Origin of the sequence: Nonomuraea sp. NPDC049625 (genome assembly GCF_040675285.1) — a bacterium.
Classification (GTDB): Bacteria; Actinomycetota; Actinomycetes; order Streptosporangiales; family Streptosporangiaceae; genus Nonomuraea; species Nonomuraea angiospora_A.
Genome location: NZ_JBFAOQ010000016.1, coordinates 44,212 through 57,236, shown reverse-complemented (window position 1 = coordinate 57,236; position 13,025 = coordinate 44,212). Strand labels below are relative to the sequence as shown.

Annotated in this window: 11 protein-coding genes; 10 read left to right on the top strand and 1 reads right to left on the bottom strand. The window is 72.7% G+C overall.

The features are described 5' to 3' along the window. The first annotated feature begins 10 nt into the window (after positions 1–10). Positions 11–1,318, top strand: coding sequence for an aminotransferase class I/II-fold pyridoxal phosphate-dependent enzyme (locus AB0J87_RS48105; protein WP_363978598.1), 1,308 nt, complete (start codon positions 11–13; stop codon positions 1,316–1,318). Here AB0J87_RS48105 and AB0J87_RS48100 read toward each other — a convergent pair. After that, positions 1,315–1,980 carry a hypothetical protein gene (locus AB0J87_RS48100; RefSeq protein WP_363978595.1) on the bottom strand — a complete coding sequence of 222 codons (666 nt, stop codon included), beginning with the start codon at positions 1,978–1,980 and terminating at the stop codon, positions 1,315–1,317. The genes AB0J87_RS48105 and AB0J87_RS48100 overlap by 4 nt on opposite strands. Before the next feature lie 318 nt (positions 1,981–2,298). Here AB0J87_RS48100 and AB0J87_RS48095 point away from each other — a divergent pair, with 318 nt between their 5' ends. The 9 genes from AB0J87_RS48095 to AB0J87_RS48055 all read left to right on the top strand — a co-directional run bounded on the left by AB0J87_RS48095 (position 2,299) and on the right by AB0J87_RS48055 (position 13,020). Beyond that, complete coding sequence (locus tag AB0J87_RS48095) at positions 2,299–3,207, top strand: M23 family metallopeptidase (protein ID WP_363978592.1); 909 nt, start codon at positions 2,299–2,301, stop codon at positions 3,205–3,207. A gap of 240 nt (positions 3,208–3,447) precedes the next feature. Further along, positions 3,448–6,132, top strand: coding sequence for a class IV lanthionine synthetase LanL (gene lanL / locus AB0J87_RS48090; RefSeq protein ID WP_363978589.1), 2,685 nt, complete (start codon positions 3,448–3,450; stop codon positions 6,130–6,132). After that, positions 6,129–7,910, top strand: a complete 1,782-nt coding sequence (locus tag AB0J87_RS48085; RefSeq protein WP_363978586.1) for a prolyl oligopeptidase family serine peptidase — start codon at positions 6,129–6,131, stop codon at positions 7,908–7,910. The genes lanL and AB0J87_RS48085 overlap by 4 nt, the downstream gene beginning before the upstream one ends. Positions 7,911–8,000: 90 nt before the next feature. Next, on the top strand, positions 8,001–8,120 hold the full coding sequence (locus AB0J87_RS48080) for an ALQxL family class IV lanthipeptide (protein ID WP_350742721.1): 120 nt from the start codon (positions 8,001–8,003) through the stop codon (positions 8,118–8,120). 33 nt (positions 8,121–8,153) lie between these two features. Continuing rightward, positions 8,154–8,273 carry an ALQxL family class IV lanthipeptide gene (locus tag AB0J87_RS48075; RefSeq protein ID WP_350742719.1) on the top strand — a complete coding sequence of 40 codons (120 nt, stop codon included), beginning with the start codon at positions 8,154–8,156 and terminating at the stop codon, positions 8,271–8,273. Then, entirely contained in the window at positions 8,273–8,407 is a 135-nt protein-coding gene (locus AB0J87_RS48070) for an ALQxL family class IV lanthipeptide (RefSeq protein WP_363978582.1), read from the top strand. Before AB0J87_RS48075 ends, AB0J87_RS48070 begins: the two co-directional genes overlap by 1 nt. A 64-nt stretch (positions 8,408–8,471) precedes the next feature. Continuing rightward, positions 8,472–10,232: an ABC transporter ATP-binding protein gene (locus AB0J87_RS48065; RefSeq protein WP_363978579.1), complete on the top strand. Its 1,761-nt coding sequence runs from the start codon at positions 8,472–8,474 to the stop codon at positions 10,230–10,232. After that, positions 10,214–11,977 carry an ABC transporter ATP-binding protein gene (locus AB0J87_RS48060; protein ID WP_363978576.1) on the top strand — a complete coding sequence of 588 codons (1,764 nt, stop codon included), beginning with the start codon at positions 10,214–10,216 and terminating at the stop codon, positions 11,975–11,977. The genes AB0J87_RS48065 and AB0J87_RS48060 overlap by 19 nt, the downstream gene beginning before the upstream one ends. Further along, complete coding sequence (locus AB0J87_RS48055; RefSeq protein WP_363978573.1) at positions 11,974–13,020, top strand: radical SAM protein; 1,047 nt, start codon at positions 11,974–11,976, stop codon at positions 13,018–13,020. Before AB0J87_RS48060 ends, AB0J87_RS48055 begins: the two co-directional genes overlap by 4 nt. Positions 13,021–13,025: the final 5 nt, after the last annotated feature.

Genomic DNA, 13,025 nt, shown 5'->3' with positions numbered 1-13,025 from the left:
GTACCTGATTGTGGGTGAGACTGCCAGCGAGCTTGCGGCCGGGGTCGAGGCCGCCGTGTCGGAGGGGCGGCTTTCACCAGGCGCGATGCTTCCGCCGGTGCGCGAGCTGGCCTCCCGGGCCGGGGTCAGCCCCAACACGGCGGCGGCCGCGTACCGGCTGCTGCGCGAGCGCGGAGTCATCGAGACCGCCGGGCGGCGCGGTACGCGGATCAGGCCGCGCCCGGCCAGCACGTTCCGGGAGGAGATCCGCATCGAGGTGCCTCCTGGCGCGCGCGACCTGTCCACGGGCAACCCCGACCCGGCCCTGCTGCCGCCCCTGGGGGACGCCCTCGCCGCCGCGGCCCGCGCGCACGAGGAGCGGCCCGCCATGTACGGGACGGGTGACGACGAGGAGCTGATCGCCCTGGCCGGCGAGCGGCTGCGCGCGGACGGCGTACCGGCCGGCCCGCTGGCGATCACCTCGGGCACCCTCGACGCGGTCGAACGAGTGCTGGCCGCTCAGCTGCGCCCCGGCGACGCGGTGGCCCTGGAGGATCCGGGCTGGACGGCCCTGCTCGACCTGGTCGGCGTCATGGGGCTGCGTCCCGTGCCGATGCGGGTGGACGACGAAGGCCCCCTGCCCGACGAGCTCGGCCGGGCCCTGCGGACCGGGGTCCGAGCCGTCGTGATCACGGCCCGCGCCCAGAACCCGTTCGGCGCCGCCGTCTCCGCCGAACGTGCTGGGGCCCTGCGGGAGGTGCTGGCGGCGTACCCGGGGGTGCTGCTCATCGAGGACGACCACGGGGCCGGCTTCGTGGACCTTCCCCTGCACCCGCTGGCGGGGGTCACGCAGCGCTGGGTGCTCACGCGTTCGACGGCCAAGGCCTTCGGCCCCGATCTACGCGTCGCCCTGACCAGCGGCGACCCGGTCACGCTCGGCCGGCTGCGCGGCCGCCAGCGCCTGGCCGCCGGCTGGGTCAGTCACCTGCTGCAACGCGCCGTCGCCTACCTCTGGCGTACGGACGCGGTGGACACGGTGGCGGTGGCGGCCTCGTACGCGCGGCGCAGGGACGGCCTGGTGACGGCGCTGACCGGACGCGGCATCCCGGCGCACGGGCGCACCGGGCTCAACGTGTGGGTCCCAGTCCCGGACGAGGCCACCGCGATCACCCGCCTGCTCGCCCGCGGCTGGGCCGTCGCGCCCGGCGCCCGCAACCGCATCGCCACGCCGCCCGCCATCCGCCTCACCGTCTCGACCCTGGCTGCCGACGAGGTGGACCGGCTCGCGGACGACGTCACCGCCGCCCTGCGCCCGTCCTCGAGCGGCCGGTACGGCTAGGCCCGGGACGGATACCGGGCTTCCGCGAGGTCCTCGGCGAGGTCGTCCAGCGTGAGATCGGCGTTCAACGTGGTGACGACCGCCTGCGTCCGGGGGCGGAGGGCATGGACGTGCCGGATCGCATCGAGGTCCACGGGCATTTCGTAGTAGTCCTCGGCGAAGCGCTGGAACGCCTCTGGCGACGGATCCATGAGCAGCGCGAACAGGTGGGCCGACCCGTCGGGGTCGCGCTCGCCGTCCGGATAGTCGATCTCGCCCACCCGCCAGGCGTCGTCGCCGGCCTCCCGCCACAGGCAGGCGGTCACGACGGGCATGCCGTCCTCGTCGCGGAACGCCGGCTCCTCCACGCAGCGGCGGAAGACATCAGGCACCGAGTCGAGCACACCCGGCCACGGCCCGTCGTTCCCGTAGGGGCTCATCGCCGCCTCGTGGTCGAAACCGCGCACGTACGCGCCGCCCGCCACGAAGACGATGGAGTATTCGTCTCCGGAACCGTTCCGCATGGACGCCATCTCCTCCCCTGGGGCCCAACCGGCGTCGAAGGAGTGGCGGCGGCTCTCCCAGTCCGGGCTCAGGATGGCCTCCAGCACCGCCATGGATCGGCAGAAGTCACGGAGCGCGGGAATCTCGGGAAGAAGCCGGGCAACGTCATGAGCATTCATGCGCCCCATCCAACCGGCAAAGAGGCCCTTAAATAAGAGGTGGCCAAATCTATAATTTTGGGCGTACATAAACTAGGCTCACCATCGGATTGGCCGAAGTGGGCTGCGGTTTTGATAAGTACTTGACGGCAAGTTGAAGAGCCGCAAAATTTCATCTCCGTAGAGATTGATGAAGAGAACTTTCAGGGATATCTTCATGATCGACCGCCCTCCCCCACGGGCGGTGAGGTGTCGAAATGCTGCCATGTCGCAAATCGACACCATTGGAACTGGGTGCCCGACCGTATCCCCCCACAGCACCTGTTCAGAGAGGTGAGCATGCCCACAATCGGCAGGCCGACCTGGCCGAGAGCCCTCAAACCCGCGATCACCGTCCTGTTGGTCACCGTCGCGGCAGCGCTGATTCCCCAGGCCGCCTCAGCGCAGGACGCCGGCGTCCTGGCTGTGTCTCACAAGAGTCCGTTCAACTGCGGAAAGACCTTCTACGCCAACAACTGGACCGGGACCCCCGCCCACAACCCGTCCGGTTCTATCGACTGGCAGGACTACGGGGGCGACGACATCAACGGCGAGACCGTGCGTGCCACCGCCGCGGGGACCGCGACCTTCAGCGACGCGGGAAGCACCAGCTACGGCAAGTGGATAGAGATCCGGCACAGCGACGGCACCAGGACCCGCTACGCCCACCTGGCGACCATGGTGAGGTCGGCCGGCAGCACGTTGACCGTCAGCCAGGGCACCGTGATCGGGACCGTCGGCTCGACGGGCGGCTCGAACGCGCCGCACCTGCACTACGAACAGCGGACCTCCACCGGTGCGATGGACACCAGCCCGACCGTGGACGGCGTGACCGTGTCCCTGGGCCAGAAGAAGGCCATCACGAGCACCAACGGCTGCGGCAGCAGCAACCCCTACACCCCCGAGGAGGTCTGCGGCAGCGGTTACTCGGTCATCGACTCGGCCGCTCTCACGGGTGGCCGCACGTACCTGCTCTACAACTCGGGTAACGGCTACAACTGCGTCGTGACGCTGAAGTCGACGAACCTCGGCTCGGCGTCGGCGGTGTCGGCCTTCCTGGAGCCGCAGAACGAAAGCAGGACGACCGACTCGGGCAGCTACGACTACTACGCGGGTCCCGTCAGGCGCGACGCGGCCGGGCAGTGCGTCAAGTGGGGCGGCTCGGTCGGCAGCAGCTCCTACACCAGTGGCTTCGAACACTGCGATTAAGAGCATGACGTCAATGGCCACTCCCCGATCGCGGGGGGTGGCCATTGCGCTGTTCGGGGTGGCGCGATGTTCCGGCAGGTGAGCGGCTCCGGCCAAGCGAGCGGGGAGAGTCAGGCAAGACGACGCCCAACAGGTTCCAACTCCTGTCCAAGATGGCTACAAGTCCCCACGCCTATACCTGATGTCGATCAGCCGATGGCCCCGGGCCCGCGCTGATCATCCAGTGGATAGGGGAGCAACGTGGGGGAAGACCAGACCGGCGTGGATCGGCACGTCCTGGAGGACGTCGCCAAGGCGGCCTTGGGCCGGGCGGCGACCGGTGAGCAGGAGGACGCCTGGGAGATCCGCACCCGCAGGCCGTGGACGTATGTGACTCCGGCAGGCGCGGCGAACCGGGCGCAGGGTTGGAAGCTGCACGTCTCGGCGACGCCGCTGTCGGCGCCGGTGGTGCTGGCGCGCGCGGTGGAGGTGCTGGCGCGGCACCGCTGCTCGTTCAAGTTCGCCGCGACGCTGGCCGAGCTGTCCGGCCTGGTGGCCAGGGAGCAGGACCGCGGGTCGGTGGGCAAGTTCATCACCGTCTACCCGCCCGACGACCGGGCGGCGACCGTGATCGCCGAGGAGTTGCACGCCGCCACCCTGGGCCTGCCCGGGCCGCCCATCCTGTCCGATCGCGCGTACAAGCCGGGCAGCCTGGTCCACTACCGCTACGGGGTGTTCTCCGCTTCCTCCGTGCTGGACAACGACGGCTCCTACGCCTCGCAGCTGACCGCCCCCGACGGCACCCAGGTGACCGACAAGCGCAACGCCTGGTACTCGCCGCCCCCGTGGGCGCCCTGCCCCTTCGAGTCGGGCAAGGCTCCGGTACGGGTGGCCGCGCCGCAGGCGGTGCTGCTGGCCGACCGGTTCGTGGTGCGCCAGGCCGTACGGCACAACGCCAAGGGCGGGGTCTTCCTGGCCGAGGACCGCGACACCGGCGGGAACGTGATCGTCAAGCAGGCCCGGCCGCACGTCGGCGCCAGGATGAACGGACATGACGAGCGCGACGCGCTGCGCCACGAATGGCGGATGCTCGACCTGTTCGGGCCGCTCGGCGTCACGGCGCGCAAGGTGACGCTGTTCGACAAGGACGACAACCTGTTCCTGGTCCAGGAGCGCATCGAGGGGACCGTGCTCACCGTCTGGGCCGGCGAGCGCGGAGCCGAGGGCCCGGACCCGCGCCGGCGCGAAACGGTGCTGGGCCTCGTGGGGCGCCTGGTCGAGCTGGTGGCGACGGTCCACGAGCGCGGCCACATCGTGCGCGACCTGACCCCGAACAACATCATCGTCACCGAGGACGGCGACTGCCGGCTGATCGACCTGGAGACCGCGGCGAGGCCCGGCACCCTGGTCGGGCGCACCCACACCCCCGGCTACGCGCCGCCGGAGCAGGAGAACTCCCCCGTCCTCGGGCCCTGCCCCGGCGTCGAGGTGGACCTGTACGCGCTGGGCGCGACGGTGTTCTACCTGGCCACCTCCTGCCAGCCGATGCTGGTCAAGGATCAGGACGAGCACGCCAGACCGTGGGACTCCCGGGTGCGCACGCTGGTCGACGTGGCCGTCGCCGGCGATCCCGTGGCCACCGAGCTGGCTCCCATGATCTTGGGGTTGATGGCGGAGGATCCCGCCCGGCGGTGGGACCTGGCCAGGGTCCGTACGTTCCTGGACGGCCTGACCACCGGCCCGGAGGCGGGGAACGGCTACCGGCTCGCCACGGCCGACCAGGACCGGCTGCTGCACGACGGGCTGGCGTACACCCTGCGCACCATGGGCGGGGACGCGCGGCTGTGGCCCAGCACCGGGTACGGCGCCACCGCCGACCCCTGCGGCGTGCAGTACGGCGCGGCCGGCGTGCTCCAGCTGATGGCCTCCGTGCTGAGGACCTCCCCCCAGGAATCCCTCGCGACCGCCCTGCGCGACGGCGCGAACTGGATGATCCACCGCCTCGCGGGCGAACACCGCCCCTCGCCGGGGCTGTACTTCGGCCGGGCCGGCATGGCCTGGGCCCTGTACGAGGCGGGCGCGGCGCTCGACGACCACGACATCCGCTCGGCGGGCCTGGACCTCGCCCTCGACCTGCCCGTCAGCTGGCCGAACCCGGACATCTGCCACGGCCTGGCCGGGACCGGGACGGCGCTGCTGCACCTGTGGAACGCCACCGGCGACACGAGATTCCGCGACCGGGCGAGCGACTGCGCCGACGAGCTCCTCAAGGTCGCGCAGCGCACCCCCGACACGGTGCTGTGGCCCATCCCCAAGGACTTCGACTCCGCGCTGGCGGGCGTCGTGCACTACGGCTTCGCCCACGGCGTCGCCGGGATCGGCGCGTACCTGCTGGCCGCCGGCGTCGCGCTCGGGCGCGAGGACTGCCTGGAGACCGCCGTCGCGGCGGGCCGCACCCTGCTGGACGCGGTCGACTACCACGGTGAGGCGGCCTGGTGGGGGGAGGGCCCGCACGGCGGGGCGAAGATGCCCCACTGGTGCAACGGATCCTCGGGGATCGGAACGTTCCTGGTGCGCCTGCACACGGTCACCGGCGACTGGGACGCGCTGGAGGTGGCCAGGGCCGCCGCCAGGGCGGTACACGGCCACCGGCTGCGCTCCGGCACCGCGGCCTGCCACGGCCTGGCCGGAGACGGGCAGTTCCTGCTGGACCTGGCGGAGCTGGCCGACGATCCGATCTACCACGAGCAGGCCGAGGAACTGGCCGCCGTGCTGTGGACGCGCGCCACCGTGCGCGACGGGCTGCTCGTGGTGCCCGACGAGAACGCCCTTGAGGTGACGTTCGGCTGGAACACCGGGCTGGCCGGGGTGCTCGCCTTCCTGTGGCGGCTGCGCCACGGCGGTCCCCGCCCGTGGATGGTCTCCGACGAGGTGGCCGCGCGATGAGCACCGTCACCACCCTGCCCACGGAACTCAGGCGGATCAGCTTCCGGTTCTCCGGCAACGGGCGCCATGCCACCTGCCTGGCCGCGTACGGCCGTGACAAGCTCATGCCGGAGCTGTGGGACCTCACCGGTCCCGCGCCGCGGCCCCGCCTGTTACCCACCCGCGAAGGCGAGACCTCCTGGACGCTCCCGCTCCCGACCGGGGACGGCGACGTGCTGCTGTGCCGCCACGGCAAGGGGTCGGCGCGGTTGCTGCTCGCCGTCCCCGGCTCGGACGGCGCGCCGGCCGAGGAGTACGAGCTGCTCACCCCGCGCAGCGGAGGGCTCAGGCTGGTCGCCGGTGTCGCGCCGGGCACCGCCGCCCTGCTGTTCGAGAGCGGCGCGGACGGACGCACCACGGTGTGGCGCGTGTCGGGGCGCGCCGAGGCTCCCGAGCAGGTCGCCAGGCTGACCGGTGCGGTCGGCGGGGGAGTCTGGCTCGACGAGGACGGCCGGCGGCTCGCGCTGGCCCGCCCCGAGCCGGGCACCGGCGGCACGCTCGTCCTCGACCTCGCCACCGGTCTTCTGACGGCACTCGACGGGCTGGCGGACGGCGAGCACCTGCTCATGGCCGCGCCGCGCACCGGCGTGCTGCTCACCGCGGCACAACGCGATGGAGCGTTCCGGCTCGGCGTCCGGCACCGCGACGACCCGGCGCCGACGGCGTTCCCCGAGCGGCTGAACCGCGTCGAGGGCACCGTCGCGCCGCTGACCCTGGACCCCGACGGGCGGCACCTGGCCCTGTCGGTCGTCCGCCGCAGCCGCTCCGACCTGCTGCTGCACGACCTCGTGGCGGACACCGCCGTCGAGGCCGAGCTGCCGGCCGGGACGTTGCAGCCGCTGGCGCGCTGGACCACCGGAGGGCTGCACCTGCTGCACAGCACGCCGGACCGCCCGCTCGGCGTGGTCACCCTGCCCGATCCGCTCCGGCCCCGGGCGCGGGCCGCCGCCGAGGAGCACGCGGGCGGCTGGGCACCGGCCCGTACGGTGGACCACCAGGGCCCGGCCGGGCCGATCGAGGCCATCGTGTACGGCGACCCGGCGACGAGCGAGCAGGTCGTCCTGGCGCTGCACGGCGGCCCGGAAGCCGCCTGGCCCTTCGGGTTCGATCCGCTGTTCCAGCGGATGGCCGCGGCGGGCATGGCGGTGGTCGCGCCCAACCAGCGGGGGAGCACCGGCTACGGCGCCGCGCACCGCGACGCCATCCACGGCGCGTGGGGCGGCCCCGACCTGGCGGACGTCCTGCAGCTCGGGCGCACGCTGGCCGACGCGCGCGGCCCGGGCCGGCAACGGCCCATGCTGTACGGCATCAGCTACGGCGCCTACCTGGCCCTGCTGGCCGCCGCCGCGGAGCCGGACCTGTGGACCAGGGCCGCGGTCATCGCGCCGTTCCTGTCCGGGCGGGAGCTGTACCAGGACGGGGCGCAGCGCGTACGCACGCTGCTCGATCGGCTCGGCGGCTGCGCGGAGGCGGACGACGAGCTCGGCCCGCGCGACCTGGCCCGGCTGGCGGACCGGATGCGCCTGCCGATCATGATCATCCACGGCCTGCAGGACTCGATCATCCCGGTCACTCACTCCCGGCGGTTGCACGACCGGCTGCTGGCGGCCGGTCACCCGGTGCCACCGGTCTACCTGGAGATCCCCGTGGCCGACCACGACCCGCTGGCCTCCGGAGACGGACACCTGGTCACCGGCCTGCTCATCGACTTCCTGAGCGGCAGGCCCGTCACCGCCTAGCGGGTGCTCACAGACTCCGGCCCGTCGACGCGGGCCGGTACTCCACGCCGTCTCGAAACGAGCGGCAACTACCCAAGAAAGGAGAACGCGATGGAAATCGACATCAAGGCCCTGGACATGCTGCCGGCCGCCGAGGAGGCCGCGCTGTGGCCCTGCCTCATCACCTGCGAGGTCAAGACCTGCAAGGACAGTTGCTGGGTCACCATCTGACGAAAAATCCCCACTACTGAAGGAGAGAACACCATGGAAATCGACATCAAGGCTCTCGACATGCTGCCGGCCGCCGAGGAGACCTCGCTGTGGCCCTGCGTCATCACGTGCTTCATCTCGTGCAAGAACGACAGCTGCTGGATCACCGTCTGATGGAAATCGACATCAAGGCCCTGGACATGCTCCCGGCCGCAGAAGAGTCCTGGCTGTACCCCTGCACGCTGAGCTGCTTCGGCGTGACGTGCGAGGGCGATGAGACCTGTTTCATCACCCTCAGCCTGTCCTAGTGAAATCCCCGGGTCACCGCCGCCGGCGGTGGCCCGCCGGGTCCGTCGAGAGAGGAGCGTAAGGATGTCGGATCCCGTGGCAGGCACCGCCGGGGAGCGGGTGACGCACGAGCACGGCGACCGCCTGCTCGCCTCTCTCGCACGGCGCGCCTGGCGGCCGCTGGCGGTGGTCGCCGCCGCGACCGCCGCCGCCTCGGCCGCGACACTGGCCATGCCCGCCCTGCTGGCCGCCGCGGTGGACAGGGTGCTCGCGGGCGAGGACGTGCTCGCCGCGGCGGCGCGGCTGGCCCTGGTCCTGGCCGTCATGACGCTCGCCGATCTGGTGTGCCACGTCGCGGGCACCGCGGCCAACGCCTCGGCGACCTCCACGCTGCGCCTGCGGTTCACCGGCCACATCCTGCGCCTCGGCGTCGGGGAGGCCCGCCGGTTCCCGACCGGGGAGCTGGCCAACCGGCTCGTGAGCAACACCGCCGGGGCCGGGCAGGTCCCGCTGGCCCTGCTGGACACCGCCGCCGGGCTCGTCACCGCGGCGGGCGGCATCACCGCGCTCTTCCTCATCGACTGGCGCACCGGGCTCGCTTTCGTGGCCGGCCTGCCCGTCGCGCTCGTGATCATCCTCATGTTCGTCTCCCGGATGTCCGGGTTGTACGACCGCTACCAGGAGACGCAGGGCCGGCTGGCGGCGCGGCTCACCGACACCCTGGCGGGCATCCGTACCGTGCGGGCCTCCGGCACCGCCGACCGCGAGATCGCCCGCGTGCTCACCCCGCTGCCCGAACTGTCCGAGACCGGGCACGCCCTGTGGACGGCCCAGGCCCGTGGCGGGTGGCGGATCGGCCTGGTGCTGCCGCTCATGGAGGTGGCGGTCCTCGCCGTGGCGGGCCTCGGCGTCGTGGCCGGCCGCCTCGAACCCGGGCAGCTGCTGGCCGTGGCCGGGTACGCCACGCTGGGCCTGTCGTTCATCGAACACGTGGACGCGGTGATGAGCGTGGCGCAGGCCCGCTCGGCGGCGCGGCGGGTCTCGCAGGTGCTCGCTCTGCCCACCCAGACCCTCGGTACGCGCCCGGCCCCCGAAGGCCCCGGCACGTTGTCGTTCCGCGGCGTCACCGTCACGCGGGACGGCGCCCGGCTGCTCGACGGGCTCGACCTGGAGCTTCCCGCAGGATGCTTGACCGCCGTCGTCGGGCCGTCCGGCGCGGGCAAGACGACGCTGGCCATGGTGGCGGGCAGGCTGCTGGACCCCGACCGCGGGCAGGTGCTGCTCGACGGCCGGCCCCTGGCCGAGCTCGCCCCCGACGCGCTGCGCGACGTCGTCGCCTACGCCTTCGAACGCCCCGCGCTCCTCGGCGGTGACCTGGCCTCGGCCATCGCCTACGGGCGGCCCGGGACCAGCCTTGCCGCCGTACAGGAGGCCGCCGCGTCCGCCCGCGTCGACGACGTCATCCGCCGGCTCCCCCAGGGGTACGACACCCCGGCCGCGGGCGCGCCGCTGTCCGGCGGCGAGCTCCAGCGCCTCGGCCTGGCCCGCGCGCTCGTACGGCGCGCCCGGGTGACCGTGCTCGACGACGCCACCTCCAGTCTCGACACCGCGACCGAGGCTCAGGTGACCCGCACCCTCGTGGACGGGATGCGCGGACGCACCCGCCTGGTCGTCGCGCACCGGGCGACGACCGCCGCCCACGCCGACCTGGTCGTCTGGCTCGAGAACGGCCGGATCAGCGCTCAGGGCACACACCGGGAGCTCTGGAACGACCCGTCCTACCGAGCCCTGTTCGCCGCCGATGAAAACAGTGGAAAGGAGGAGGCGTGTCCGGTGCTTCGCTGACCCCGCTCCTGGGGCCGCGCACGCTCAGCGCGCCGCGTCTGCTGCTGGCCCTGCTCCGGCCGCGCAAGCGCCCGCTGGCGGTCGCCCTGGCCCTGTCCGCCGTCGAATCGGCTCCGACGCTGCTGTCCGGGCTGCTCATCGCCGCCGCCATCGACCGCGGGTTCCTGGCGGGGCGGCCGGGGACCGGACTCGCCCTGCTCGGGCTGCTGGCCGCCGTCATGTCGCTCAAGGCGGTGGCCACCCGGTTGACGCTCCCCGTCCTGGCCAAGGTCGTCGAACCGCTGCGCGACGACCTCGTACGGGCCGTCGTCACCGCCACGGTGACCCGCGCGGCCGGCGGCGCCGAACCGCCCGACACCGCCGCCGTCAACCGGCTCACCGCGCAGGTGGAAACGGTGCGGAACCTGGTGTCCGCCCTGCTGCGCAGCAGCCGCCAGCTCGGCATGTCGTTGATCGCCGCGCTGGTGGGGCTGCTGGCCCTCTCTCCGCCGGCGGCCGCCATCGCCGTGGGACCGGTGGTGCTGGCCCTGGCCGTGTTCGCCTGGCTGCTGCGTACGCTGGCGAGCCGGCAACGCGCGCTGATCCTGGCCGACGAGCGGCTCACGGCCGAGGCCACCCCGATCCTGTCCGGACTGCGGGACGTCGCCGCCTGCGGAGCCCACGACCAGGCCCGCGCGACGGTGGACGCCGCGGTCTCCGCGCAGGTGGCGGCCACCATGTCCATGGCCTGGGCGGGCACCGGCCGGCGGCTGGTCGTCACGCTCGGCGTCCACGTCCCGCTGCTCGTCCTGCTGATCGCCGCCCGTCCGCTGGTCGACGGCGGCCACCTGAGCGCGGGAGAGGTCATCGGCGCGGTGACCTACCTGGCCACCGGGCTCGACCCGGCGTTGCGCATGCTCATCAGCACGGTCGGCGGGTGGGGAGTGGCCCTCGCCGTCACGCTGCGCAGGATCGCCGAGTCCGTCACCGTGCCGGCGGGCTCCCCGCGGACCGGGACCGGGCCCGGCCCGCTCGGGCACCGGCTCGACGCCGAACGGCTGACCTTCGGTTACGCGCCCGAGGCGACACCGGTCGTACGCGACCTCGACCTCACGATCCCCGAAGGGGAGCACCTGGCCGTGGTCGGCCCGAGCGGCGCGGGCAAGTCCACCCTGTCGATGCTGCTGACCGGGCTCCTGCCACCGACCGGCGGCCGGATCCTGCTCGGCGGACTCCCGCTCGACGAGACTCCGGAACACCGCCTGCGCACGATGATCGCCCTCGTGCCCCAGGAGGCGTACGTCTTCGCCGGAACCGTCCGCGAGAACCTGGCCTACCTCGGCGCGGACACGGACGCGCGGCTGCGGGCGGCGGCCGCCGCCGTGGGAGCCCTGCCGCTGGTCGAACGGCTCGGCGGGCTCGACGCCGTCATCGAGGAGCCCTCCTCGCTCTCCGCCGGGGAGAAGCAGCTCATCGCCCTGGCCCGCGTGCACGCCTCACCCGCGCGGACCGTCGTGCTGGACGAGGCCACCTGCCACCTCGACCCGGCCGCCGAGCAGCGCGCCGAGGAGGCGTTCGCCGGACGCGACGGCACGCTCGTCGTCATCGCGCATCGCATCAGCTCCGCCATGAGAGCGCGGCGCGTCCTGCTGATGGACGGCGGCACCACGACCGCCGGAACGCATCAGGAACTGCTCACCCGATCCCCCCTGTACGCCGACCTGGTCGGCCACTGGCGCACGAACGAGAAAAGGACCATGCCATGAGCACCCCGAACGGGCCCAGCGACATCGTCTGGGACGTCACCTACGCCTGCCCGCTGCGATGCGTGCACTGCTACTCCGAGTCCGGCAGGCGGCCGGCCCGGCAGCTGGACCACGACGAGATGCTCAAGGTCGCCGACGCGATCGTCTCCTTCGGCCCGCGGGCGGTGGAGTTCGCCGGCGGCGAGCCGCTGCTGGTCAGAGGCATCACCGAGGTCGCCGGGCGGCTCCGCGAAGCGGGGGTGGGCGTCAACGTCTACACCGGCGGATGGACGCTCGACCGCCGCTCGGCCGAGGAGGTGACCCGGGTCTTCTCCCGGATCACCGTGAGCGTCGACGGGGCCGACGCCGAGGTGCATGATCGGATCCGCGGGCGGGCCGGTTCGTTCGAGCGGGCGATGAACGCGCTGACCCTGCTGAACGACCTCTCGGAGGAGCGGGTGGCGAACGGCCTCGACCCGGTCGAGTTCGGGGTCGACTACGCGGTCCTGCGGTCCAACCTCCACCAGCTGGAGGAGTTCTGCCGCACGCTCGCCCCTCGCTTCCCGTACCTGCGCTTCCTCACCTTCGCCGCCGCGGTGCCGTCCGGGCTCGCGAGCCGGCAGGGGTTCGCCGATCACGAGCTGCTGAGCTTCGACCAGCTGCGCACGCTGGTGAGCGGCGAGCACGTCGAACGCCTGCGCTCCCTCGCACCCCGCCAGGTGCAGGTGGCGACGTCGGACAACATGGTCCTGATGATGCATCCGAACGCCCTGCGCCGCTACGGTTTCCCGCTGCTGCAGGTGGAGCCGGACGGCGAGGTGCGCGCGATGCCGATCTACGAGGGCACCGTCGGCAGCCTCCTCACCGAGGACGCCGGCACGCTGTGGCAGCGCGCGGTGGAAAGGTGGAGCGACCCCGTGGTGGTGGAGGCCCTGTCGGCGGTTCGGTCGATGGACGACTGGGCCGAGGCGACCCGGCGCATCGACTACCACTTCGGCACCGACGAGGTCCGCCGCCGCATCGACCGCCGCCCGTCGCTGGTCCCGGCACCGGCCGGGAGGTGACAGGC